General features: G+C 60.4%; 20 protein-coding genes. 14 read left to right on the forward strand and 6 right to left on the reverse strand.

The window, feature by feature from the left end; genetic code table 11:
* Positions 1 to 6 precede the first annotated feature (6 nt).
* From KGB24_RS10100 to KGB24_RS10125, 6 genes are all read left to right on the forward strand, one after another.
* A complete protein-coding gene (locus KGB24_RS10100) occupies positions 7 to 1,734 on the forward strand; it encodes an autotransporter assembly complex protein TamA (protein WP_223415096.1) in 1,728 nt (575 codons plus the stop codon).
* Complete coding sequence (locus KGB24_RS10105; RefSeq protein WP_223415097.1) at positions 1,731 to 5,399, forward strand: translocation/assembly module TamB domain-containing protein; 3,669 nt, start codon at positions 1,731 to 1,733, stop codon at positions 5,397 to 5,399. Before KGB24_RS10100 ends, KGB24_RS10105 begins: the two co-directional genes overlap by 4 nt.
* Before the next feature lie 245 nt (positions 5,400 to 5,644).
* Positions 5,645 to 6,118, forward strand: a complete 474-nt coding sequence (locus KGB24_RS10110) for a MarR family winged helix-turn-helix transcriptional regulator (protein ID WP_008032787.1) — start codon at positions 5,645 to 5,647, stop codon at positions 6,116 to 6,118.
* On the forward strand, positions 6,115 to 7,584 hold the full coding sequence (locus tag KGB24_RS10115; protein WP_223415098.1) for an efflux transporter outer membrane subunit: 1,470 nt from the start codon (positions 6,115 to 6,117) through the stop codon (positions 7,582 to 7,584). Before KGB24_RS10110 ends, KGB24_RS10115 begins: the two co-directional genes overlap by 4 nt.
* Positions 7,585 to 7,599: 15 nt before the next feature.
* Positions 7,600 to 8,802, forward strand: coding sequence for an efflux RND transporter periplasmic adaptor subunit (locus KGB24_RS10120; protein ID WP_008045127.1), 1,203 nt, complete (start codon positions 7,600 to 7,602; stop codon positions 8,800 to 8,802).
* Positions 8,803 to 8,966: 164 nt separating this feature from the next.
* Positions 8,967 to 10,496: a DHA2 family efflux MFS transporter permease subunit gene (locus KGB24_RS10125; protein WP_008032779.1), complete on the forward strand. Its 1,530-nt coding sequence runs from the start codon at positions 8,967 to 8,969 to the stop codon at positions 10,494 to 10,496.
* Between the two features lie 36 nt (positions 10,497 to 10,532).
* Here KGB24_RS10125 and lpxH read toward each other — a convergent pair whose 3' ends face one another.
* Both lpxH and KGB24_RS10135 read right to left on the reverse strand, forming a co-directional pair.
* Positions 10,533 to 11,291: a UDP-2,3-diacylglucosamine diphosphatase gene (lpxH, locus tag KGB24_RS10130; RefSeq protein ID WP_223415099.1), complete on the reverse strand. Its 759-nt coding sequence runs from the start codon at positions 11,289 to 11,291 to the stop codon at positions 10,533 to 10,535.
* The gene (locus tag KGB24_RS10135) at positions 11,288 to 11,791 is read right to left on the reverse strand and encodes a peptidylprolyl isomerase (RefSeq protein WP_008032775.1); all 504 of its coding nucleotides are present in this window, start codon (positions 11,789 to 11,791) and stop codon (positions 11,288 to 11,290) included. Before KGB24_RS10135 ends, lpxH begins: the two co-directional genes overlap by 4 nt.
* A 250-nt stretch (positions 11,792 to 12,041) precedes the next feature.
* Here KGB24_RS10135 and KGB24_RS10140 point away from each other — a divergent pair, with 250 nt between their 5' ends.
* Positions 12,042 to 13,742, forward strand: a complete 1,701-nt coding sequence (locus KGB24_RS10140; RefSeq protein ID WP_223415100.1) for a glutamine--tRNA ligase/YqeY domain fusion protein — start codon at positions 12,042 to 12,044, stop codon at positions 13,740 to 13,742.
* A 17-nt stretch (positions 13,743 to 13,759) separates the two neighbouring features.
* The gene (gene cysS, locus KGB24_RS10145) at positions 13,760 to 15,142 is read left to right on the forward strand and encodes a cysteine--tRNA ligase (RefSeq protein ID WP_008032770.1); all 1,383 of its coding nucleotides are present in this window, start codon (positions 13,760 to 13,762) and stop codon (positions 15,140 to 15,142) included.
* Between the two features lie 215 nt (positions 15,143 to 15,357).
* On the opposite strand, the gene KGB24_RS10150 is transcribed toward cysS, so the two are convergent.
* Positions 15,358 to 17,196 (reverse strand): sigma-54-dependent Fis family transcriptional regulator, encoded by a 1,839-nt coding sequence (locus KGB24_RS10150; protein ID WP_223415101.1) that lies wholly within the window; start codon positions 17,194 to 17,196, stop codon positions 15,358 to 15,360.
* 347 nt (positions 17,197 to 17,543) lie between these two features.
* Between KGB24_RS10150 and KGB24_RS10155 the strand changes: the two genes are divergently transcribed.
* From KGB24_RS10155 to KGB24_RS10180, 6 genes are read left to right on the forward strand one after another with little or no spacing between them, the layout of a single operon-like run.
* Complete coding sequence (locus KGB24_RS10155; protein WP_192419093.1) at positions 17,544 to 18,638, forward strand: ABC transporter ATP-binding protein; 1,095 nt, start codon at positions 17,544 to 17,546, stop codon at positions 18,636 to 18,638.
* A complete protein-coding gene (locus KGB24_RS10160; protein WP_223415102.1) occupies positions 18,638 to 19,735 on the forward strand; it encodes an ABC transporter ATP-binding protein in 1,098 nt (365 codons plus the stop codon). The genes KGB24_RS10155 and KGB24_RS10160 overlap by 1 nt, the downstream gene beginning before the upstream one ends.
* The gene (locus tag KGB24_RS10165) at positions 19,732 to 20,598 is read left to right on the forward strand and encodes a carbohydrate ABC transporter permease (RefSeq protein ID WP_008032762.1); all 867 of its coding nucleotides are present in this window, start codon (positions 19,732 to 19,734) and stop codon (positions 20,596 to 20,598) included. The genes KGB24_RS10160 and KGB24_RS10165 overlap by 4 nt, the downstream gene beginning before the upstream one ends.
* Before the next feature lie 8 nt (positions 20,599 to 20,606).
* Complete coding sequence (locus tag KGB24_RS10170; protein ID WP_008032760.1) at positions 20,607 to 21,407, forward strand: carbohydrate ABC transporter permease; 801 nt, start codon at positions 20,607 to 20,609, stop codon at positions 21,405 to 21,407.
* Positions 21,408 to 21,417: 10 nt separating this feature from the next.
* Positions 21,418 to 21,690, forward strand: a complete 273-nt coding sequence (locus KGB24_RS10175) for a DUF2160 domain-containing protein (RefSeq protein ID WP_032829048.1) — start codon at positions 21,418 to 21,420, stop codon at positions 21,688 to 21,690.
* A gap of 47 nt (positions 21,691 to 21,737) precedes the next feature.
* Positions 21,738 to 23,480 (forward strand): extracellular solute-binding protein, encoded by a 1,743-nt coding sequence (locus tag KGB24_RS10180; protein WP_008043892.1) that lies wholly within the window; start codon positions 21,738 to 21,740, stop codon positions 23,478 to 23,480.
* 68 nt (positions 23,481 to 23,548) lie between these two features.
* Here the strand turns inward: KGB24_RS10180 and KGB24_RS10185 are convergent, their stop codons facing one another.
* From KGB24_RS10185 to nuoN, 3 genes are all read right to left on the reverse strand, one after another.
* Positions 23,549 to 23,863 carry a helix-turn-helix domain-containing protein gene (locus KGB24_RS10185; protein ID WP_008032753.1) on the reverse strand — a complete coding sequence of 105 codons (315 nt, stop codon included), beginning with the start codon at positions 23,861 to 23,863 and terminating at the stop codon, positions 23,549 to 23,551.
* The gene (locus KGB24_RS10190; protein WP_008032750.1) at positions 23,853 to 24,203 is read right to left on the reverse strand and encodes a hypothetical protein; all 351 of its coding nucleotides are present in this window, start codon (positions 24,201 to 24,203) and stop codon (positions 23,853 to 23,855) included. Before KGB24_RS10190 ends, KGB24_RS10185 begins: the two co-directional genes overlap by 11 nt.
* A 250-nt stretch (positions 24,204 to 24,453) precedes the next feature.
* Positions 24,454 to 25,917, reverse strand: a complete 1,464-nt coding sequence (gene nuoN, locus KGB24_RS10195) for an NADH-quinone oxidoreductase subunit NuoN (RefSeq protein ID WP_008032749.1) — start codon at positions 25,915 to 25,917, stop codon at positions 24,454 to 24,456.
* Positions 25,918 to 25,924 lie beyond the last annotated feature (7 nt).

Consider the following 25,924-nt stretch of genomic DNA (forward strand, 5'->3'; position numbering starts at 1 on the left):
GCGCCTATGAAGTTTCCAGGAAGAATTACCAGCGGCGTGCTGATGCTGATCACCAGCTGCGCGGCGCTGGCGCAAAGTGAATTGGATGTGCGGATCAAACCGTCCAACGATGAACTGAAGGCCAATATAGAGGGCTATATCGGCAGCCTCGGCGATCGTGACGAGGAGGCCTTGTTGCGCTTCAGTCGTGGCGCCGAAGAACAGGCGCGCAAGGCCGCCCAGGCCTTGGGTTATTACCAGCCACAGGTCGACACGGACGTGAAGGGCGGCAAGACACCGCGCCTGGTCATGAACATCGATCCCGGCGAGCCTGTGCATTTGCGCAATGTGACTATTCGCATCGACGGCCCTGCGGCCTCCCTCAAAGCCTTTCGTGTGCCCAAAAGCAATGCGCTGAAAACCGGCGCGGTGCTCAATCATGGCCGCTACGAAGACGCCAAGCGTCTGATCCAGAACCAGGCCTCGCGTTACGGTTTCTTCAGCGGTTATTTCACCCGGCAGAAACTCGCGGTCGACCCGCGAGCCGGCGTTGCCGACATCGAACTGATCTACGAAAGCGGCCCGCGTTACGCCTTGGGTAAAGTCAGTTTCGAAGGCGATACGCCGTTCGACGAAGAGTTGCTGCAACGCATGGTGCCGTTCAAGGCGGGTGAGCCCTATGACTCCGAACTGATCGCCGAACTGAATCAGAATCTGCAGGCAAGCGGGTACTTCGAAGGCGTGCGCGTCGACGCCGCGCCGACGGCGTCCAAGAACGATGTGATCCCGGTGGACGTCAAGCTCGACACCCGCAAGCCGCGGACCATGGGCCTCGGCCTGGGTTATTCCACGGACGTCGGCCCTCGGGTCAAGGCCAACTGGACCCGGCACTGGGTCAACCCTCAAGGCCACAGCTATGGCTGGGAAACCGAAGTCTCGGCGCCACGGCAAAACGTCGGGCTGTTCTACGACATTCCGCTGGACCCGCCGCTGACCGACAAACTGCGTTTCGCCGGTGGTTATCAGAGCGAAGAAATCGCCGACAAGGACAGCCTGAGCAAACTGCTGACCCTGGGCCCCGAATGGCATAGCAAGTTGCCCAGCGGCTGGCAGCGGGTGGTGTCGCTGAAATGGCAGCGCGAAGAATATCGACTCGGCGATGACTCGGGGCTGAGCAATCTGCTGATGCCCGGCGTCAGCTATTCCTACCTGAAAAGCGACAACCGCATCGACCCGCACAACGGCTATCGACTGCAGTTCGAAAGCAAAGTGGCCAAGGAAGGCTTGGGTTCCGACAACAACCTGCTTTACGGCACCGCGCTGGTCAAAGGCCTTACCACGGTGTTCGATAAACACCGTTTCCTCGGTCGGGTGCAGGTGGGTGGCAGTGCCACCAATGGCTACAAATCGGTGCCGCCGTCGCTGCGCTTCTTCGCCGGTGGCGATCAGAGCGTTCGCGGTTACGACTATCAGAGCCTGTCCCCGGAAAACTCCGACGGCGACCGCATCGGTGGCCGCTACATGATTGCCGGCAGCGTCGAGTATCAATATTCCATCGCCGAAAAATGGCGGGTCGCAACGTTCGTCGACCAGGGCAATTCCTTCAACAAACTCGAACTGCCCGATCTCAAGACCGGCGTCGGTATCGGCGTGCGCTGGGTGTCACCGGTGGGGCCTATTCGTCTCGACCTGGCCCACGCGATGGACGACGACGGCGGTATTCGACTGCACTTTTCCATGGGGCCTGAGCTGTGAAGCGTGGTTTGAAAATAACGCTGCTGACGATTCTGGCGCTGCTGATGCTGGTGCTGCTGGCCGTGACCACGGTGCTGGGCACCGCGACGGGCAGCCGCTGGGCGCTTGGCTTTGTGCCGGGTTTGACGGTCGAGAATTTCCAGGGCCGTCTGGGCGGTCAGTGGAGCGCCGATCATCTGGTCTGGCAGCAGGGCACCAGCCGGGTTGAACTGAGCAAAGTGATTTTCGCCTGGTCGCCGTTGTGCCTGACGCGCATGGCCCTGTGCATCGAGCAACTGAAAACCGATCAGGTCAGCCTGCAATTTCCACCGGGCCCTGAAGAGCAGAGCAGCGGACCGATCACCTTGCCGGATCTGAAATTGCCACTGGCCATCGAGCTGGGCGACGTGCAGGTCGGCAGCTTGCTGTTCAACGGCAGCGAAGAACTCAAAGGCCTGCAACTGGCGGCGCACTGGACCGAGCAGGGGATGCAGATCGACTCGGTGCAACTGCAACGCGACGACCTCAGCCTGAATCTGTCCGGCCTCCTGCAACCCAATGGCAACTGGCCGCTCAAGGCTGAAGGCAAACTGACCCTGCCGGCGCCCGAGCCCTGGGCGCTGACGCTGAAAATCAACGGCGACCTGCTGAAAACCCTGAAGCTCACCTCCGACAGCAGCGGTTACCTGAACGGCCAACTGACCGGCGAGTTGAAGCCGCTGGTGGACAACCTGCCGGCCAAGGTGCGGATCACCGCCGATGGCTTCAAGCCCAGCGCCGATTTGCCAGACACCCTGCAACTCAATCAGCTTGAACTGACCGGCGACGGCGACCTGAAAAACGGCTACCAGTTGCGCGGCAACGCCACGCTACCTGCCGAGCAAGGCCCGGTTGCACTGATGCTGCAAGGCAAAGTCGACGCCAGCGGCGCGCAGATCGCCGCGCTGGACCTGACCGCCAACGACAAGCAAAGTCTCAAACTCACGGGTGTTCTGGACTGGAGTAAAGGCCTGAACGCCACGGCGAAAATCGACTGGCTGGATTTCCCCTGGCACCGGCTCTATCCGCTGATCGACGAACCTGAAGTGGCGTTGCGCAGCTTCAACGGCGAAGTCTCTTACACCGACGGCAAATACCTCGGCAACTTCAAGGCTGCACTGGATGGCCCGGCCGGGGCGTTCAGCCTGAGCAGCCCGTTCGCCGGCGACCTGACGAAAATCTACCTGCAACAAATCCAGCTCGAAGCCGGGCAGGGCAAGGCCGAAGGCCACCTGAACCTGCAGTTTGCCGATGGCATCGCCTGGGACACCGCGCTGGACCTGTCGGCGATCAACCCGGCGTACTGGGTCGCGGAATTGCCGGGCACCCTGGCCGGACCGTTGCGCAGCAAAGGCGAGATGAAGAATGAACAACTCAGCCTGAACGCGGACCTTGATCTGAAGGGCAAGCTGCGTGGCCAGCCGGCCATCCTGCAAGCCAAGGCTGATGGCAGCGGCGAGCAATGGAACCTCAGCGCGCTGCAAATCCGCCTCGGTGACAACAGCATCACCGGCAAAGGCAGCCTGCAACAGAAACTCGCCGGCCAGATCGACATCAAGCTGTCGCGCCTGGCGCAGCTGTGGCCGCAACTGCGCGGTCAGCTCAATGGTCGCGTCGATGTCGCCGGCACGCTCAAGGCACCGCAAGGCAAGCTCGGGCTGCAAGGCACGCAACTGGCGTTCGAAGGCAATCGCCTGCAAAGCCTGAACCTCGACGCCACGCTCGATAGTGCGCAACGGGCGAAAATCGATTTCAAAGGCAGCGGCATTCAGGCCGGCGACATGTCGCTGGGCACGCTGACGGCCAGCGGTCAGGGCGATATCAAAAACCAGAAACTGACGCTCGACCTGCAAGGCCCGCAACTGAAACTGGCCCTGGGCCTCGACGGCAATCTGGACAAAGGCAACTGGCGCGGACGTTTGGCCAGCGGTGATATTCAGGCCGGTGGCCAGGACTGGAAGCTGCAAAACCCGGCGAAACTCGAACGGCTGGCGGACGGCAAAATCAACTTCGGCGCCCATTGCTGGATGTCCGGCCCGGCCAGTTTGTGCGGTGAAGACCAGCGCCTGATGCCGGAGCCGAAGTTACGTTATCACCTCAAGCAATTCCCGATTGAAAGCCTTGCGCAATGGCTGCCGAAGGATTTCGCCTGGAAGGGCCGGCTCAACGCCGATGTGCAACTGGACCTGCCGGCCAGCGGCCCGAACGGCCAGATCAGCCTCGATGCCAGCGGCGGCACCCTGCGCATCAAGGAAAAGGATCAGTGGCTGGACTTCCCCTACCAGACCCTGAAACTCACCAGCAAACTCACGCCCAAGCGCATCGACACCGACCTCAACTTCGTCGGCGGCAAGCTCGGCGAACTGAGTGTGCAGGCGCAGATCAATCCATTGCCGAAGAACAAGCCGCTGACCGGCGCGTTCCGCCTCAATGGCCTCGACCTGTCCGTGGCGCGACCGTTTGTGCCGATGGTCGAGAAACTCACCGGACGCCTGAATGGCAGCGGCACGATTTCCGGTGGGCTGCTGGCGCCTTTGGTCAACGGCAACCTGTTGCTCAGCGACGGCGAGATTTCCGGTCCTGAATTGCCGATGGACCTTGAAGCATTGCAGCTTCAAGCGCTGATCGCCGGCGAAACCGTGCAGTTGAACGGTGGCTGGAAAAGCGGCAAGAGCGGGCAGGGCAGCTTGACCGGCAGCATCGCCTGGGGGCAGGCGCTGGTGGTGGACCTGGCGCTCAAAGGCACGCAATTGCCGGTCACTGTCGAACCGTACGCCAAGCTCGAAGTGGCGCCGGACTTGAAGATTTCGATGAAGGGCGACGAGCTGGCCATCGCTGGCAAAGTGCTGGTGCCGAAAGGCGAAATCACCGTGCGCGAGTTGCCGCCATCGACGGTCAAGGTTTCTGATGACACGGTGATCATTGGCGCGCAGACCGAAGAGGGCAAACCGCCGCTGGCGATGAAAATGGACATCGACGTGGCGGTCGGCGAAGACAAACTCAGCTTCGCCGGGTTTGGCCTGACCGCCAACCTGCAAGGGCACGTGCACATTGGCGACAACATGGACACCCGCGGCGAGCTGTGGCTCAACGACGGGCGTTACCGGGCCTACGGCCAGCGGCTGACGGTGCGCCGGGCGCGCTTGCTGTTTGCCGGCCCGATCGATCAGCCGTACCTGGACATCGAGGCGATTCGCCAGACCGACGACGTCATCGCCGGTATTCGCCTGAGCGGCAGCGCCGAGCAGCCGACCACGCAGATCTTCTCCGAGCCGGCGATGAGCCAGGAACAGGCCTTGTCCTATCTGGTGCTCGGGCGTCCGCTGAGCACCACCGGTGAAGACAACAACATGCTGGCGCAGGCCGCGCTGGGGTTGGGCCTGATGGGCAGTGCCGGGGTGACCGGCAAACTGGCCAGCGATCTGGGGATTCAGGATTTCCAGCTCGATACCGAGGGCAGCGGCAATACGACAAGTGTGGTCGCCAGCGGCAATATCTCCGAGAAGCTCAGCCTGCGTTATGGCGTTGGCGTGTTTGAGCCGGCCAACACCATTGCCCTGCGCTACAAACTGAGCAAGAAGGTGTACCTCGAAGCGGCGGGTGGCGTGGCCAGTTCGCTGGATATCTTCTACAAGCGGGATTTCTAAACCCCGTCCTCTCCAAACCGAGTCGCTGCCATCGCGAGCAGGCTCGCTCCCACAGTGGATTTGTGTACACCGCAGAACCAATGTGGGAGCGAGCCTGCTCGCGATGGCGTCAGCGTGTTCACCACAAAAATCCACACCATTTATCCATCAAATACAAAGCAACCTAACTATTACGTTGACATTGGCTGCCTAGGCAGTAACATCTCGACATACATTCTCTGCCTAGGCAGCTAATTGGTGGTCAGATGAAACATTTCACCCCGGACGAATTCAAGAACTGCCATCTCGGTCTCCTGCTCGGGCGCGCCGCGCTGCTCAAGGACCGGATCATCGACACGCACATGGAACCCCACGGCATCACCGCCGCGCAGTTCAAAGTGCTGATCATCATCGCCCAATACGGCGTCGATACCCCGGCCGAGCTGTGCCGGCACTTGTCACTCGACAGCGGCTCTATGACCCGCATGCTCGATCGTCTGGAACAGAAAGGTTTCCTCGCCCGCCAACGCTCCGAAGCGGACCGCCGTCAGGTGCAGCTTGTGTTGACTGAGCAAGGCCAGCAGTTGGCTGACCGCTTGCCGGTGATCGGCGCCGACGCGATGAACGAACTGGCCGGTGCGATCACTCCGGATGAGCTGAAAACCCTGGAACAGATCCTGAAGAAAATTTTGGTGGCAGCCGGTGACTCGATCACGCTGCTGCGGGTAGGTGACAAATGAGCAGCAAAACCTTGCGCGCCGGCCTGAGCCTGGTGCTCGCGGCCATGACCCTGGCCGGATGCGCCAGCTACAGCGGCCTGACCACCGAAGGTAAAAGCCTCGATGCGAAAACCCTCAAGGCCGGGCAATCACTCAGCGGCGTGACCCTGTCGCCTGCGGCCTGGCCGAAAAGCGACTGGTGGAAAAGCCTCGGCGACCCGCAGCTCGACGGTCTGATTCGCGAAGCCCTGCACGACAGCCCCGACATGCAGATCGCCGACGCCCGCGCCCATCAGGCCAGTGCCGCTGCGTATGCCGCCGACGCTGCGCGGATGCCGACCCTCGATGCCAGCGCCGGCGTCAGCCGTTCGCGTCTGGCCCGGGATCAAGACCCGAGAGGCGAGGGCGATGCCTACTCGACCGTGCGCAACATCGGCGCCAGTTTCAATTACAACTTCGACCTCTGGGGCGGCCAGCGCGACGCCTGGGAAGCCGCGTTGGGCCAGGCCCGCGCTGCCGAAGTCGATCAGCAGGCCGCGCAGTTGACGCTGTCTGCCGACGTCGCCCGCGCCTACAGCGATCTGGGGCAGGCGCACATCGTTTATGACCTGGCCAACGAAGACCTCAAGCGTACCCGGCAAATGCTCGACCTGAGCCAGCGTCGCCTGAGCTCCGGGATCGACAGCCAGTACCAGTTCCAGCAAACCGAAAGCCTGGAAGCCACGTCTGAAGCCAGCCTGATCGACGCCGAGAAACGCCTGCAAAGCGCGAAAATCGCCTTGGCGGTCTTGCTTGGCAAAGGTCCGGATCGCGGCAACGAAATCGCCCGGCCGAAGATTCTTCAGTCCAGCGCCGTCGCATTGCCGTCGGTCCTGCCCGCCGAGTTGCTCGGTCGTCGTCCCGATCTGGTGGCCGCGCGCTGGCGGGTCGAGGCGGCGAGCAAGAACATTGACGCCGGCAAGACCCGGTTCTATCCCAACCTGAACCTCAGCGCGGCGGCCGGTGCCGAATCGTTGCTAGGCGACGCGATGTTCGGTCCGGCCAGTCGTTTCTTCAACATCGCACCGACCATTTCCCTGCCGATTTTCGACGGCGGCCGCCTGCGCGCCGACCTCGATGCCCGCGACGCCGATTACGACCTCGCCGTTGCGCAGTACAACAAAAGCCTGGTGAAAGCCCTCGGTGATGTCAGCGACACCATCAATCAGTTGCGTGACATCGGCCGGCAGATCGGCGCTCAGCAGCACGCCACCGACATTGCCCAGGATTCTTACAACACCGTGGTCCAGCGGTACGGTTCCGGCATCGGCAACTACCTGGACGTGCTCAGCATCGAGCAGCAATTGCTCCAGGCCCAGCGTCAGCTGGCCAACCTGAATGCCGAGCAGATCGACCTGTCGATCCAACTGATGCAGGCGCTGGGCGGCGGTTTTCAGGGTGAAACCCTGACCGCGGCCAACGCAACCCCAGCCACGCAGCACAACTAATTCAAGGTAATGGTCATGGCCACTGCACAAAACACACAAACCTCCGGCAACCCGCAGGACACCAGCAACCCGCGCAAACGCAAAGTCATGCTGGTGGTCCTGGCCATCGTGGTGGTCCTTGCCGGTGTCGGCGTCTGGGGCTATCACGAATTCTTCGGGCGCTGGAACGAAAGCACCGACGACGCCTATGTGAACGGCAACGTGGTGGAAATCACGCCGCTGGTCACCGGCACCGTCGTGAGCATCGGCGCTGATGACGGCGACCTGGTTCATGAAGGCCAGGTACTGGTGAATTTCGACCCGAACGACGCCGAAGTCGGTCTGCAAAGTGCCCAGGCCAACCTCGCTCGCACCGTGCGTCAGGTACGCGGCTTGTACAGCAATGTCGACGGCATGAAAGCCCAGGTCAACGCCCAGCAGGCGGAAGTGCAGAAGGCCCAGGACAACTTCAATCGCCGGAAAAATCTCGCGGCGGGCGGGGCGATTTCCCAGGAAGAACTGTCCCACGCTCGCGATGACCTGACCTCGGCGCAAAACGCCCTGGCCAACGCCAAACAGCAACTGAAAACCACCAGCGCCCTGGTGGATGACACCGTGGTGTCGTCGCACCCGGACGTGATGTCGGCCGCCGCGCAACTGCGCCAGGCGTACCTGAACCATTCCCGCAGCACTCTGATTGCACCGGTGACCGGTTACGTCGCCAAGCGCTCGGTACAACTCGGTCAGCGGGTTCAGCCGGGCACCGCGCTGATGGCCGTCATTCCTCTGGATCAGTTGTGGATCGACGCCAACTTCAAGGAAACCCAACTGCGCGACATGCGCATCGGCCAACCGGTGGATATCCAGGCAGACCTGTACGGCAGCGACGTGAAATTCAGCGGCACCATCGACAGCCTCGGCGCTGGCACCGGCAGCGCGTTTGCCCTGCTGCCGGCGCAGAACGCCACCGGGAACTGGATCAAGATCGTCCAGCGTGTGCCGGTGCGGATTCACATCAACGCCGAAGAACTGGCCAAGCACCCGTTGCGCGTGGGCCTGTCGACTCAGGTCGATGTGAACCTGCGCGACCAGAGCGGCCCGGTGCTGGCGCAACAGCCGCCGCAAAAGGCGTCGTTCAGCACCAGCGTCTATGACCGTCAGTTGGCCGAGGCCGACGCGATGATCACGCAGTTGATCCACGACAACAGCGCCGCGGTCAGCAAAACCGCGCAACGCTGACACCGACCCTGTAGGAGCGAGCTTGCTCGCGATGGATGTCAACGAAAACGCGGGCTGTCTGGAAACCCGTGTTGTCTGGACCACCATCGCGAGCAAGCTCGCTCCTACACGGTCAGCTGCGTCTTTAATGGGCGCAGCGCCCATCAGGTTTCAAAGGATTCGCGATGAGCAATAACGCGTCTTTCACCCCGCCCAGCCTGCTGCTCAGCACCATCGGCCTGTCGCTGGCGACTTTCATGCAAGTGCTCGACACCACCATCGCCAACGTGGCGTTGCCGACGATTTCCGGCAACCTGGGCGTGAGTTCGGAGCAGGGCACCTGGGTGATCACCTCGTTTGCGGTGAGCAATGCGATTGCGCTGCCGCTGACTGGCTGGCTCAGTCGGCGCTTTGGCGAAGTGAAACTGTTTCTGTGGGCGACGATCCTGTTTGTGCTGGCTTCGTTTCTCTGCGGCATTTCCACCTCGATGCCGGAGCTGATCGGCTTTCGGGTGTTGCAAGGTCTGGTGGCCGGGCCGTTGTACCCGATGACCCAGACGCTGCTGATCGCGGTTTATCCCCCCGCCAGGCGCGGCATGGCCTTGGCGTTGCTGGCGATGGTCACGGTGGTGGCGCCGATTGCCGGGCCGATTCTGGGCGGCTGGATTACCGACAGTTATAGCTGGCCGTGGATCTTCTTCATCAACGTGCCAATCGGGGTTTTCGCGGTGATGGTGGTGCGTTCGCAGCTCAAGGCGCGGCCGGTGGTGACCAGTTATCAGCCAATGGATTACGTCGGCCTGATCACGTTGATCATCGGTGTCGGCGCGTTGCAGGTGATCCTCGACAAGGGCAACGACCTCGACTGGTTCGAATCGAATTTCATCCTCATCGGCGCGGCCATTTCCGCGATTGCGCTGGCGGTGTTCGTGATCTGGGAAATGACCGACAAACACCCGGTGGTCAACCTGCGCTTGTTTGCGTATCGCAACTTCCGCATCGGCACGATTGTGCTGGTGTTGGGTTACGCCGGGTTCTTCGGCATCAACCTGATCCTGCCGCAATGGCTGCAAACGCAGATGGGCTACACGGCAACGTGGGCCGGGCTGGCGGTGGCGCCGATCGGGATTCTGCCGGTGATCCTCTCGCCGTTTGTCGGCAAGTACGCGCACAAGTTCGACCTGCGGCTTTTGGCGGGCCTGGCGTTCCTGGCGATTGGCCTCAGCTGCTTCATGCGCGCCGGGTTCACCAACGAGGTGGACTTCCAGCACATCGCCCTGGTGCAGTTGTTCATGGGCATTGGCGTGGCGCTGTTCTTCATGCCGACCTTGAGCATTTTGATGTCGGACCTGCCACCGAGCCAGATCGCCGATGGCGCGGGCCTCGCGACGTTCCTGCGGACCCTGGGCGGCAGTTTTGCGGCGTCGTTGACCACGTGGATCTGGATTCGCCGGGCGGATCAGCATCACGCCTACATGAGCGAGAGCATCAGCACCTACGAACCGGCGACCCGCGAGGCCCTGAATGCGCTGGGCGGTGCGAACAACCCGGCGTATGCGCAGCTCGATCATGTGCTGACCAGCCAGGCGTACATGCTCTCCACCGTGGATTACTTCACTTTGCTGGGGTGGGCGTTCATGGGGTTGATCGTGCTGGTATGGCTGGCGAAACCGCCGTTCGCGGCAAAGGCCGGGCCCGCGGCCTCCGGCCACTAGGAAACACAGTCCCTGTAGGAGCGAGCAGGCTCGCTCCTACAGGGGATTTGTGTTGTTGGTTAACGCTGGCGGCGGGGTGAAGTCAAACGGCGCCAACGCAAACCCACTCTCATCCACCTGCAACGCCCACCCTTGGCGATCCCAATCCCCCAGCACAATGCGCTTGGCCGCTTGCTCGCCAATCTGCAACTTGTGGATGGCCGGGCGATGGGTGTGCCCGTGGATCAGGGTTTTCACACCATAAGCCTGCATCACCCGTGGCACTTCGTCCGGCGTGACATCGACAATGTCATTGGCCTTCATCCGCGTCTGCGCACGGCTTTCGCTGCGCAGTTTGCGCGCCAGTTTATGGCGGGTGCGCAACGGCAAGTGGCGCAGGATGAACAGGGTGATCGGGTTGCGCAGGTAACGACGCAGCTTCATATAAGCCTCGTCGCGGGTGCAGAGGCTGTCGCCGTGCATCAAGAGCACCGGCTCGCCGTTGAACTGCACGACACTCGGATCCTTCAACAACGTACAACCGGCCTGTTTGCAAAAGGCCTGGCCGAGCATGAAGTCGCGATTGCCGTGCATCAGAAAAATCGCCGTGCCGCTGTCGCTGAGGTCGCGCAGGGCCTGGCAGATGGAACGCTGGAAGGGCGTCATGGCATCGTCGCCAATCCACGCTTCGAAAAAGTCGCCGAGGATGTACAACGCACTCGCCGAGCGGGCGCGTCCGGCGAGCAAATCCAGAAACGCCCGGGTGATGTCCGGGCGCTCCTCTTCCAGATGCAAGTCTGAAATCAGCAATATCACTCAATGATCTCGGCTTTCTCGATGATCACGTCGTCTGCTGGTACGTCCTGGTGGCCGGCCTTGGAGGTGGTGGACACGCCTTTGATCTTGTCGACAACGTCGGTGCCGGCGGTCACTTTGCCGAACACTGCGTAGCCCCAGCCCTGAACGTTCTTGCCGCTGTGGTTCAGGAAGCTGTTGTCAGCGACGTTGATGAAGAACTGGGCGGAAGCCGAATGCGGCTCCATGGTGCGGGCCATGGCGACGGTGTATTTGTCGTTGGAAAGACCGTTGTCGGCTTCGTTCTGGATGCTTGGGCGTTTGTCTTTCTTTTCTTTCATGCCTGGCTCGAAACCGCCGCCCTGGATCATGAAGTTACCGATGACGCGGTGGAAAACAGTGTTTTCGTAGTGACCGGCTTTAACGTATTCGATGAAGTTGGCCACGGTGATCGGGGCTTTCTCAGCGTTCAGTTCCAGGACGATGTCGCCGTGGTTGGTGGTCAGTTTGACTTGGGTCATGATCGGTACTCTTTCTGGGAATTCGTGGGTTTCAGGGCTGTCGAGCCCTCAACCGGTCCGGCCGATGTCGGCCAAGGTGCGCAGTTTAGCGCGACAGACGCCAATTTCGAGGCTGTTTTTCATTTGCATCCGATTAAATGCAGCCGTTTTCGGGCCTGTACTGTCAGCGACTTGACGGCTTCGGCTATGATAGCGGCTTTGTTTTATCAGGCCCGTGTTCCGGCCGCGCACTTGTACGTTCAAGGATCCTATGAGCAAGCCCACTGTCGACCCTACCTCGAATTCCAAGACCGGCCCTGCCGTGCCGGTCAATTTCCTGCGCCCGATCATCCAGGCGGACCTGGACTCGGGTAAGCACACGCAGATCGTCACCCGTTTCCCGCCTGAGCCCAACGGCTACCTGCACATCGGTCACGCCAAGTCGATCTGTGTGAACTTCGGTCTGGCCCAGGAGTTTGGCGGCGTCACCCACCTGCGTTTCGACGACACCAACCCGGCCAAGGAAGACCAGGAATACATCGACGCCATCGAAAGCGACGTCAAATGGCTGGGTTTCGAATGGTCCGGCGAAGTGCGCTATGCCTCGCAGTATTTCGACCAGTTGCACGACTGGGCCGTTGAACTGATCAAGGCCGGCAAGGCCTATGTTGACGACCTGAGCCCGGAACAAGCCAAGGAATACCGTGGCACGCTGACCGAGCCGGGCCGCAACAGCCCGTTCCGTGATCGCAGCGTCGAAGAAAACCTCGACTGGTTCGCCCGCATGCGTGCCGGCGAGTTCCCGGACGGCGCACGTGTGCTGCGGGCCAAGATCGACATGGCTTCGCCGAACATGAACCTGCGCGATCCGATCATGTATCGCATCCGCCATGCGCATCACCACCAGACCGGTGACAAGTGGTGCATCTACCCGAACTACGACTTCACCCACGGTCAGTCGGACGCCATCGAAGGCATCACCCACTCGATCTGCACCCTGGAGTTCGAAAGCCATCGTCCGCTGTACGAGTGGTTCCTCGAGAACCTGCCGGTGCCGGCGAACCCGCGCCAGTACGAGTTCAGCCGCCTGAACCTGAACTACACCATCACCAGCAAGCGCAAGCTCAAGCAGTTGGTCGATGAGAAGCACGTCAATGGCTGGGACGATCCGCGCATGTCCACGCTGTCCGGCTTCCGCCGCCGTGGCTACACCCCGGCGTCGATCCGCAATTTCTGCGACATGATCGGCACCAACCGTTCCGACGGCGTGGTTGACTTCGGCATGCTTGAGTTCAGCATCCGTCAGGACCTCGACGCGAACGCCCCGCGCGCCATGTGCGTGCTTCGTCCGTTGAAAGTCGTGATCACCAACTACCCGGAAGACAAGATCGATCACCTCGAACTGCCTCGTCACCCGCAGAAAGAAGAACTCGGCGTGCGCAAGCTGCCGTTCGCCCGTGAAATCTACATCGACCGCGATGACTTCATGGAAGAGCCGCCAAAAGGCTACAAGCGCCTGGAACCGGCCGGCGAAGTGCGTCTGCGCGGCAGCTATGTGATCCGTGCCGACGAAGCGATCAAGGACGCCGATGGCAACATCGTCGAACTGCGTTGCTCGTACGACCCGGAAACCCTGGGCAAGAACCCTGAAGGCCGCAAGGTCAAAGGCGTGATTCACTGGGTGCCGGCCGCGGCCAGCGTCGAGTGCGAAGTGCGTCTGTACGATCGCCTGTTCCGCTCGCCGAACCCTGAAAAGGCCGAAGACAGCGCCAGTTTCCTGGACAACATCAACCCTGATTCGCTGCAAGTACTCACTGGTTGTCGTGCTGAACCCTCCCTGGGCAATGCACAGCCGGAAGACCGTTTCCAGTTCGAGCGCGAAGGTTACTTCTGCGCGGATATCAAGGACTCGAAACCAGGTGCTCCGGTATTCAACCGTACCGTGACCTTGCGTGATTCGTGGGGCCAGTGATTCAAGGAACCTCTAACGTGCTTTCGATCTACAACACGCTCACCAAGAGCAAAGAAGTATTCAAACCGCTGGATGGCAACAATGTGCGCATGTACGTCTGCGGGATGACCGTGTACGACTACTGCCACATTGGCCACGGCCGCAGCATGGTCGCGTTTGACCTGGTGACCCGCTGGTTGCGGTTCAGCGGTTATAACCTGACGTATGTGCGCAACATCACCGACATTGAAGACAAGATCATCAATCGGGCCAAGGAGAACGGCGAGCCGTTCGACGTGCTGACCGAGCGCATGATCACTGCGATGCACGAGGACGAGGCGCGCCTCAACATCCTCAAGCCGGACATGGAACCGCGGGCCACCGATCACATCGCTGGCATGCAGACCATGATCCAGACCCTGATCGACAAGGGTTACGCCTACGCACCGGGCAATGGCGACGTGTACTACCGCGTCGCCAAGTTCATGGGCTACGGCAAGCTGTCGCGCAAGAAGATCGAAGACCTGCGCATCGGCGCGCGGATCGAAGTCGACGAGTCCAAGCAGGACCCGCTGGACTTCGTGCTGTGGAAAGGCGCCAAGCCGGGTGAGCCGAGCTGGCCTTCGCCATGGGGCGACGGTCGTCCGGGCTGGCACATCGAGTGCTCGGTGATGTCGACCTGCTGCCTGGGCGAGACCTTCGACATTCATGGCGGCGGCAGCGACCTTGAGTTCCCGCACCATGAAAACGAAATCGCCCAGAGCGAAGCGGCCACCGGCAAGACTTACGCCAACGCGTGGATGCATTGCGGCATGATTCGCATCAATGGCGAGAAGATGTCCAAGTCCTTGAACAACTTCTTCACCATTCGCGACGTGCTGGAAAAGTACCACCCGGAAGTCGTGCGTTACCTGCTGGTGTCGAGCCACTACCGCAGCGCGATCAACTATTCGGAAGACAACCTCAAGGACGCCAAAGGCGCACTCGAGCGTTTCTACCACGCGTTGAAAGGCCTGCCGACTGTCGCGCCTGCTGGCGGCGAAGCTTTTGTCGAGCGCTTCACTCAGGTGATGAACGACGACTTCGGCACGCCGGAAGCCTGCGCGGTGCTGTTCGAGATGGTTCGCGAGATCAACCGTCTGCGCGAGAGCGATCTTGATGCGGCGGCGGGTCTGGCGGCGCGTCTGAAAGAGCTGGCGAGCGTGCTGGGTGTGTTGCAGCTTGAGGCCGATGACTTCCTGCAGGCCGGTGCCGAAGGGCGGGTTGATGCGGCTGAGGTTGATGCGCTGATTGCTGCGCGTCTGGCGGCACGTGCGGGTAAGGACTGGGCGGAATCCGACCGTATTCGCGATCAACTGACCGCGATGGGTGTGGTGCTGGAAGACGGCAAGGGTGGTACGACCTGGCGTCTGGCTGACTGATTGCTGCGTTTGTTACAAACAAAACCCGCCTTGTGCGGGTTTTTGTTTTTGGGGTGGGATTGATTCAGCGGTGACAGGGCTGACGTCTTCGCGGGCAAGCCTCGCTCCTACAGGGACCGCGTCGTTCACGGTGTTGGCGAACGGCGCGGTCCCTGTAGGAGCGAGGCTTGCCCGCGAATGGTCTCAAACCGGGCGCCGCCGCTGCGGATGCCCCATCATTCCGACTGGCGCAACCGCTTGTAAAGGGTATTGCGACTAACCCCCAACCGCCGGGCGAGATGGGAAATATTCCCCCCAGCCGCCTGCAACTGCCGATTCAAATCCTCCACATCATTCAAATCAACCGCCAACGGCTCATCCACCTCCACCGGCTCCATCTCCAGATCGACAAAAAAATCATCCGGCAAATGCTCCGGCCGCACCGGTTGCTCTTCCGCCATGGCCAGCGCCACCTGCATCACGCTGCTGACCTGCCTTAAATTCCCCGGCCACGGATGACGGCCGAACAACTCCAGCACCTCACGGCTCAACCCGGCCCACTGCGAGGGTTCACGGTGTTGTTCCCACAAGCGTTTGAACAGCGCCTGCTTGTCGCTGCGTTCCCTGAGCGGCGGCAATTCCAGGGTCAAGCCGCCGATCCGGTAATACAGGTCTTCGCGAAACCGTCCCAACTGAACCTGCTCGCGCAACGAGCGGTTGGTCGCCGAGATAATGCGGATATCCACCGGGAACAGCTCGCTGCTGCCCACCGGCTGCACGCAGCGTTCCTGCAACACCCTTAATAGCCGGGCTTGGGTTGGCAATGGCATGTCACCGATTTCATCGAGAAACAGCGTGCCTTTGTCGGCCTTGCGAATCAGCCCGATGCTGCCTTTCTGATTGGCACCCGTAAACGCGCCTTTCTCGTAGCCAAACAGCTCGGACTCCACCAGTTCGGCGGGGATCGCTGCACAGTTGACGGCAATGAATGGTTGTTTGCTGCGCGAACTGGCCTGATGCAGCGCCTTGACGAACACTTCCTTGCCGACCCCGGTTTCGCCGTGGATCAACAGCGGAATGTCTTTCTCCAGCAGGCGCTCGGCCTGGCGCACGGCTTTTTCCACACGGCTGTCGCCGAAATGCAGGGTATTGAGGCTGATGGCGGCGGGTGCGGGTGCCGCCACGGCGGGCTCGGCGAACATTCTTGCCTGGATCGGCGCCTGTTTCGGCCGCTTCAACAGGCACTGGAAGCGGTTGCGCCCGGAAGCCTGGAGGGAGAAGGGCAGGCCGTCCGGCTGATTCAGCAGTTCGAGCAACGAGACCTTGAACAGGCTTTCGACACTGACCCGCGACAGGCTGATGCCCAGCAGATTGTCGGCGCGGCGATTGGCTGAGAGCACCTGGCCGGTCTCATCGAAAATCAACAGACCGGCCCATTGGCTGTCGAGATTGTTCAACCCGGTGTTGAACGTCAGTTGAAAGTGCTGGCCGTGGAACAGGTTGAGGATCAGCCGGTTTTCCACGGTCTGGCTCATCATCTTGACCATGCCGAGGGTGTGGGACGGCGGCAGGTAACTGTCGCTGGACACGTCCAGCACCGCGATGACCTTGCGTTCGGCATCGAAAATCGGCGCGGCGGAACCTGTCATGAAGCGGTTGGCCTTGAGGAAATGTTCATCGTGCTCGATGTGCACCGCCTGCTCACAGGCCAGGGCGGTGCCGATCGCATTGGTGCCGCTGCAACGCTCCATCCAGCTGGCGCCGGCGCTGAAGCCGCGGGTCAGACTCGGCTCGATGAAGCGCTGGGTGCCCCAGGAGGTCAGGACCTGGCCCTGATTGTCGGCGAGCATGATCAGGCAATTGGAATTGCTGAGGATGTTTTCGTAATAGGGCAGGACCTCCTGATGGGTGGTCTGCACCAATGAATGCTGGCTTTCCAGCAACTGCGCGATGTCCGCCGCCGGTAGCTGGTCGAATGCCGGGGCACTCTGATGATCGAGCCCGAACGCGCGGCAACGGGACCAGGAGTCCTGGATGATGGAGTCGTGGGAGAGCGGCGAGGCAGGTGCGGCCATGGCAGTCGATCTCTGAGCAAGCTTTTATTGTTTTTATGATGGTTCTGACACGCCACGCCCCTGTAGGAGCCAGCTTGCTGGCGATGGCGATTTTGAGGGCGCCATCGCCGGCAAGCCGGCTCCTACAGTGGGCGTGAACAGTGCGTAGAGTGTTGTTCACTATTGTTCATTGTCAACGGTTCGATTGTTCAATTGTTCAGCCGTCGTTGTTCATTTCTGTTCAGCAACGAAAGCGGTTTCACCGCTGTTTCAAGGATTTCCAAGCCAGATCAACACGTTGCAATTTCTGGCATGAAACTCGCTCTACTGCTCCGGTCGCTTGACTCCAATAATAAAAAGGCCGAGCCATGTCACTCACTCTGGAGCACGTCAGCCGCACCGTCGAGGGCCAGACCTGGATCGACGATGCGTGCCTGAGTTTCGAACCTGGATCCTTCAACGTTTTGCTGGGCCGCACGCTGTCCGGCAAAACCAGTCTCATGCGCCTGATGGCGGGCCTGGACAAGCCCGACAGCGGCCGCATCCTGATGAACGGCGTCGACGTCACCCAACGCCCGGTGCGCTTGCGTAACGTGTCGATGGTCTATCAGCAGTTCATCAACTACCCGACCATGACGGTGTTCGAGAACATCGCCTCGCCGCTGCGTCAGGCCGGCGTGTCCAACGAACTGATCCAGAGCAAGGTGCTGGAAACCGCGAAGATGCTGCGCATCGAGAAGTTTCTCCAGCGCTATCCGCTGGAGCTCTCCGGCGGTCAGCAACAGCGCACCGCGATGGCCCGGGCGCTGGTCAAGGACGCCGAACTGATCCTGTTCGACGAGCCGCTGGTCAACCTCGACTACAAGTTGCGCGAAGAACTGCGTCAGGAAATGCGCGAGCTGTTCAAGGCGCGACACACCATCGCCATCTACGCCACCACCGAGCCCAACGAAGCGCTGGCGCTCGGTGGCACCACGACCATTCTTCATGAGGGCCGGGTGATCCAGAGCGGCAAGTCGTCCGAGGTCTATCACCAGCCGCAATCGGTGCTGGCCGCCGAGCTGTTCTCCGAACCGCCGATCAACCTGATGCCCGGACGCATCGCCGGCAACGAAGTCAGCTTCGCCAATTTCGTGCACTTCCCGTTGAACGTCGATTTGCGTCCGGTGGGCGAAGGCGAGTTCCGCTTCGGCGTGCGTCCGAGCCACATCTCGCTGGTGCCGAGCAACGACGATGACCTCGAACTGGCAGTGACCGTCGAGGTCGCCGAGATCAGCGGCTCGGAAACCTTCCTCCACGTGCGCAACGAGCATTTCCTGCTGGTGCTGCATTTGCCCGGGGTTCACGAATACGACGTCGATGCGCCGATCCGCATCTATATCCCGACCCATAAACTGTTTGTGTTCGATGCGCAGGGGCGGCTGGTCCAAGCGCCCGGTCGCCGTATCGCGAGGGTTGCCTGATGGCCGAAATCCGTTTGCAGAACCTCGCCCACAGTTACACGCGCACGCCGAGCGGCCCCGAGGATTACGCGATCCGCGAGATGGATCACATCTGGGAGCAGGGCGGTGCCTACGCCTTGCTCGGGCCTTCGGGTTGCGGCAAGTCGACCTTGCTCAACATCATTTCCGGATTGCTCAGCCCGTCCCAGGGCCATGTCCTGTTCGACGGAAAAGCGGTCAACGACCTGACCCCGGAGAAGCGCAATATCGCTCAGGTTTTCCAGTTTCCGGTGGTCTACGACACCATGACGGTGTTCGACAACCTGGCCTTTCCGCTGCGCAATCAAGGCATGGCCGAAGCGAAAATTCACAGCAAGGTGCAGGAAATTGCCGAGGTCCTCGACCTCCAGGCGTTGCTGAGCAAGAAGGCGCGCAACCTCACCGCTGACGAAAAGCAGAAAGTCTCGATGGGCCGCGGGCTGGTGCGCGATGACGTCTCCGCCATCCTCTTTGATGAACCGCTGACGGTGATCGACCCGCACTTGAAGTGGAAGCTGCGGCGCAAGCTCAAACAGATCCACGAGCAGTTCAACATCACCATGGTCTACGTCACCCACGATCAACTCGAAGCCTCGACCTTCGCCGACAAGATCGCGGTGATGTACGGCGGGCAGATCGTGCAGTTCGGCACGCCACGGGAATTGTTCGAACGGCCGAGCCATACCTTTGTCGGTTATTTCATCGGCAGTCCGGGGATGAACCTGATCGACGTGCAGCCGCAACCGGGCGGTGTCGGTTTTGCCTCGACGCATTTGCCGTTGTCCGAGGCGCAACTGCAACGCATCGCCGCGTCCGAATGGAAGACCCTGAAGGTTGGCATCCGACCTGAGTTCGTACACGTGTGGGACGAACCGTTTGACGACGCGATGCAGGCAAAGGTCGTACACGTCGAAGACCTCGGCACCTACAAGATCATGACCCTGAACCTCGACGGCGTGACGTTGAAAGTGCGGTTGGCGGAAGACAAACCGGTGCCGGAGGGCACGGCGTACATCAGCTTTCCGGCGCAATGGTTGATGGTCTATGCCGATGATTACCTGCTGGAGGTGCTGCCATGAACAAGGTGCAGAACAACAAGGCCTGGTGGCTGGTGCTGCCGGTGTTTTTGCTGGTGGCGTTCAGTGCGGTGATCCCGATGATGACCGTGGTCAACTATTCGGTGCAGGACATCTTCGACCAGTCCAGCCGCTACTTCGTCGGCGCCGACTGGTACAAACAGGTGCTGCTCGACCCACGGCTGCACGACTCGCTGCTGCGTCAGTTCATCTACTCCGGCTGCGTGTTGCTGATCGAAATCCCGCTGGGCATCGCCATCGCCCTGACCATGCCGACCAAGGGCCGCTGGTCTTCCCTGGTGCTGATCATCCTGGCGATTCCGCTGCTGATTCCATGGAACGTGGTCGGCACCATCTGGCAGATTTTTGGCCGGGCCGACATCGGCTTGCTCGGTTCGAGCCTCAATGCGATGGGCATCAACTATAACTATGCGGCCAACACCATGGACGCCTGGGTCACGGTGCTGGTGATGGATGTCTGGCACTGGACGTCGCTGGTGGCGCTGTTGTGTTTCTCCGGGTTGCGAGCGATTCCGGATGTGTACTACCAGGCCGCGCGGATTGATCGCGCATCCGCCTGGGCGGTGTTCCGGCACATCCAGTTGCCCAAGCTCAAGAGCGTGCTGTTGATCGCGGTGATGCTGCGGTTCATGGACAGTTTCATGATCTACACCGAGCCGTTCGTGCTCACGGGCGGCGGGCCGGGCAATGCCACGACCTTCCTCAGCCAGACCTTGACGCAAATGGCCATCGGCCAATTCGACCTCGGCCCGGCGGCGGCGTTCTCGCTGGTGTACTTCCTGATCATCCTGTTGGTGTCCTGGCTGTTCTACACCGCCATGACTCACTCTGACGCCAACCGCTGAGGTCCGCCATGAGCAAGAGAAAGCTAATTCCACTGCTGATCTACATCCTGTTCCTGCTGGTGCCGATCTACTGGCTGCTGAACATGTCCTTCAAGAGCAACACCGAAATCCTCAGCGGCCTGACGCTGTTTCCGCAGGATTTCACCTTTGCCAACTACAAGGTGATCTTCACCGATCCGGCCTGGTACACCGGTTACCTCAACTCGCTGTATTACGTGAGCCTGAACACGCTGATTTCCCTGAGCGTGGCGTTGCCGGCAGCGTACGCGTTCTCGCGGTATCGCTTCCTCGGCGACAAGCACCTGTTCTTCTGGCTGCTGACCAACCGCATGGCGCCACCGGCGGTATTCCTGTTGCCGTTCTTCCAGCTGTATTCCTCGATTGGTCTGTTCGACACCCACATCGCCGTGGCGTTGGCGCATTGCCTGTTCAACGTGCCGTTGGCGGTGTGGATTCTCGAGGGCTTCATGTCCGGCGTTCCGAAGGAAATCGACGAAACTGCCTACATTGATGGCTACAGTTTTCCCAAGTTCTTCGTGAAGATTTTCGTGCCGCTGATTGGCTCGGGGATCGGCGTGACGGCGTTCTTCTGCTTCATGTTTTCCTGGGTCGAATTGTTGCTGGCGCGGACGCTGACCTCGGTCAACGCCAAGCCGATTGCCGCGGTGATGACCCGAACCGTTTCGGCGTCCGGCATCGACTGGGGCGTGCTGGCGGCGGCGGGGGTGTTGACCATCCTGCCGGGCATGCTGGTGATCTGGTTTGTCCGTAACCACGTGGCCAAGGGCTTTGCCCTCGGCCGAGTATGAGGAACTGATGATGGAATGGATGAGTTGGACTGTCCCCACAGCGGCGTTCTTCACCGTCATTGGCCTGATTCTGGTGGGCATGACGACGTGGGAACTACGCTCGCCGAGCGTTCTTCGGCGTGGTTTTTTGCCGATTGCCACCACCCGTGGCGATCGTCTGTTTATCGGTCTTCTCGGCAGCGCCTACCTGCATTTGCTGGTAATCGGCGTCACCGACTGGAGCATCTGGGTAGCGTTCGCGTTGTCCCTGGTGTGGCTGTTGGCTGTGATGCGTTGGGGCTAGTCGAATCGCTCGGCAATGTTGCTCCGAAACCCTAAAAGGAGGTCTCTATGTTCGACAAAAACAATAAGCTGCGACATAGCATTTCATTGGCAGCCATGCTGGCACTCAGCGGTTTGAGCGCTTCGGCCTGGGCCGATGCCTACGAAGAAGCCGCGAAAAAATGGATCGGCAGCGAGTTCAAACCGTCCACCCTGTCGGCGGATCAGCAACTCGCGGAACTGAAGTGGTTCATCAAGGCCGCCGAGCCGTTTCGCGGGATGGACATCAAGGTCGTCTCGGAGACCCTGACCACTCACGAATATGAGTCCAAGGTATTGGCCAAGGCTTTTACCGAGATCACCGGGATCAAGGTGACCCACGATTTGCTGCAGGAAGGCGACGTGGTGGAAAAGCTGCAGACCGTGATGCAGTCGGATAAGAGCATCTATGACGGCTGGGTCAACGACTCTGACCTGATCGGCACGCACTTCCGTTACGGCAAGACTGAATCCATTACCGACCTGATGGCCAATGAAGGTAAAAACTTCACTTCGCCGACCCTGGATCTCAAGGATTTCATCGGCCTTTCCTTCACCACCGCGCCCGACGGCAAGCTCTATCAACTGCCCGACCAGCAATTCGCCAACCTCTACTGGTTCCGCGCCGACTGGTTCGAGCGCGCGGACCTTAAAGCCAAGTTCAAGGAAAAGTACGGTTACGAGCTGGGCGTTCCGGTGAACTGGTCGGCCTATGAAGACATCGCCAAATTCTTCAGCGAAGACGTCAAGGAAATCGACGGCAAGCGGGTCTACGGGCACATGGATTACGGCAAGAAAGACCCGTCCCTGGGCTGGCGCTTCACCGATGCCTGGTTCTCCATGGCGGGTGGTGGCGACAAGGGCTTGCCTAACGGTTTGCCGGTGGACGAGTGGGGCATCCGCGTCGAGGACTGCCACCCGGTCGGTTCCAGCGTGACTCGCGGTGGCGACACCAACGGCCCGGCGGCGGTATTTGCCACCACCAAATACGTCGACTGGCTCAAGGCCTATGCACCACCGGAAGCGGCGGGCATGACCTTCTCCGAGTCCGGCCCGGTACCGTCCCAGGGCAACATCGCCCAACAGATCTTCTGGTACACCGCATTCACCGCCGACATGACCAAACCGGGTCTGCCCGTGGTGAACGCCGACGGCACACCGAAATGGCGCATGGCGCCTTCGCCGCGCGGTCCGTATTGGGAAGAGGGCATGAAGCTGGGTTATCAGGACGTGGGTTCCTGGACGTTCATGAAGTCCACGCCTGAGAAACAGAAACTGGCTGCCTGGCTCTATGCGCAATTCGTGACGTCGAAAACCGTGTCGCTGAAGAAAACCATCGTCGGCCTGACACCAATTCGCGAGTCGGACATCAACTCGCAAGCGATGACCGACCTGGCACCGAAACTCGGTGGTCTGGTCGAGTTCTACCGCAGCCCGGCCCGCGTGCAATGGACCCCGACCGGGACCAACGTGCCGGACTATCCGCGTCTGGCGCAACTGTGGTGGAGCCACATCGCCGAAGCCGCCAGCGGCGACAAAACCCCGCAACAGGCGCTCGACGGCCTGGCCAAGGATCAGGACGCGATCATGTCCCGTCTGGAACGCTCGAAGGCCCAAGCCACCTGCGCCCCGAAAATGAACCCCGAGCGCGATGCGCAATACTGGTTCGATCAGCCGGGTGCACCAAAACCGAAACTGGCGAACGAAAAGCCTAAGGGTGAAACCGTGAGCTACAACGAACTGCTGAAATCGTGGGCGGATGCGCGTAAGTAAACGGCGGCACTGAGAAAGGCGAACGGCACCGGAAGGTGCCGTTTTTGTTTGTGCATGACGCTCTGAGTTCAAGTCAGGGTTGCGAGATGATCGATCGTCTGCGGAAAGCGCTCGACCAGACGGATCAGGGTCGTGGCTTGGGCATTGGGAGTTGCACGCCCCTGTTCCCAGTTCTCCAGGGTTCGGGTATTGGTACGCAGATACATCGCGAACACCGACCGGGAGAGATTGAGCTGTTGGCGGATGGCGACCACTTCCTCGGCGGTGATGGGCATCAGTTCGGGCAGATCAACCTTGTGAGTTCGCAGCGTGATCTTGCCTTGGCGCTCATCGGCCAGAGCCTCCAGGCCGTCCATCAGTTCGGAAAAAATGTCACGTTTCATAATGGGATCTCGTTTTGATTTCTCTATCCAGTGCTTGTCTGAAGATTTTTTTCTGGAAAGGCGACAGGTCGTCTTGCTCGTTTTTGCCATACACAGTGAACAGCCAGAACTGATTGAAGCCCGACCACCAGTAATAAATCACTCGTAATCCACTGCGTTTGCCTTTACCTCTTCGTTGGTCGCAGAAGCGAATTTTGCGCAGCCCACCTGTGCCCTCAATGAGGTCGCCCGCTTCAGGGTTCTTCAGCAACTCCAGCTGAAAGCTGCAAAACAATTCGTCGTCCAGGTAGTCGTCTCGATGTTTTTGAAACAAAGGTAATTCGATGAACAGAGCTTCCATATTCTGTACGTTACCTGCGTATAGTGTTATCTCGATAATCGAATCGGTCAAGCCATCCAGGCCATCCTTTTCATCCCCGTTTACAACGGTAGACCCCGGTCTTAAAAACACCTGTAGGACAAGTCGACTAATCCCGCGAGAGCATTCGGGGATTGCAGAAGGAGGGCAGGGCAGCAGTACCAAACCCCACAAACGCAAAAACGGCACCCGAAGGTGCCGTTTCTGTTTTCAACGATCTACCGCTAAGCGATCAACCCGCCAGACCAGCCTGTTGAACCAGAGCCAGCAACGGCTGCGGATACAGCCCGAGGAAGAACGCCAGTACGGCGATGGCCAGCAGCATCACGCCGCCTGCACGTTGTTCCCAATGCAGTTGCGCATCGTGGCGACGCAGGTTTGGCTCCATCAGGTACAGAGTGACCATGACGCGCAGGTAGTAGAAGACGCCGATGGCGCTGCCCAGTACCAGGGAACCAACCAGCCACCATTGGTGCGACTCGACACCGGTGGCGATGATGTAGAACTTGCCGATGAAGCCCGCGGTCAGCGGGATACCGGCCAGGGACAGCATCATCACGGTCAGGACGGCGGTCAGGTACGGACGGCGCCAGAACAGGCCGCGGTATTCGTACAGGGCATCCGCGTCACGGCCGTTGTACGGCGAGGACATCAGGGTGATCACGCCGAAGGCGCCGAGGCTGGTGATCACGTAGGTGACCAGGTACACGCCGATGGCTTCCACGGCCAGACCCTTGCTCGCCACCAGGGCGATCAGCAGGTAGCCGAAGTGCGCGATGGACGAGTAACCCAGCAGACGCTTGAGGTTGCTTTGGGTCAGGGCCAGCAGGTTACCGAACAGGATCGAGGCAATGGCGATGATGGTCAGCACGTCGCTGAGTACACCGCTGCTCGCCGCTGGCGAGATCTGGAACAGACGCACCATCACCGCGAACACAGCGACTTTGGAAGCGGTCGCCAGGAACGCCGCCACCGGTGCAGGAGCACCTTCGTAAACGTCCGGAGTCCAGAGGTGGAACGGTACCAGCGACAGTTTGAACGCCAGGCCGATCAGCATCATGCCCAGGCCCATTTGCGCCAGGGAGCTTGGCAGACCGGTGGCCGCGAGGGCCTGGCCGATACCGACAAAGCTCAGGCTGCCGGAATCGGCGTAGAGCAGGGCCATACCGAACAACAGGAACGCGGAACCGGCGGCCGACAGCACCATGTACTTGATACCGGCTTCCAGCGAACGCTTGTTGAAGAAGGCGTAGGCCACCAGACCGTAGACCGGCACCGAGAGCAGTTCCAGACCGATGAACAACCCGGCCAGGTGCTGCGCGCTGACCAGAACCAGGCCACCGGCGGCGGCCATCAGGATCAGCAGGTACAGTTCTTCGCGGTTGCCCGGGTAACCCGAACCGCCATCGCCGAGGTAGGCGTGGGCGAGGGTCACACAGGCCAGGGTGGCGACCAGGATCAGCGCCATGTACAAGCAGGCAAAGCTATCGATCTGCAGCAGTGGGGTCACGGCCAATGGCGCGACTTTCAAGGCTGGCAGGATCGACAGCAACGCCAGGTTCAGGCCCGCCACGGAAATCAGGAAGGTCTGCGAGTGGTTGCGGCGCCAGGCAATCGCCAGCATCACCACGATGATCGTGGCGCTGGTGATCAACAACGGCGCTAGCGCGATAAAGTGTTGAGTCGTGAATTCCATAGCGCTC

Origin of the sequence: Pseudomonas sp. BF-RE-25 (assembly GCF_019956105.1) — a bacterium.
Classification (GTDB): Bacteria; Pseudomonadota; Gammaproteobacteria; order Pseudomonadales; family Pseudomonadaceae; genus Aquipseudomonas; species Aquipseudomonas migulae.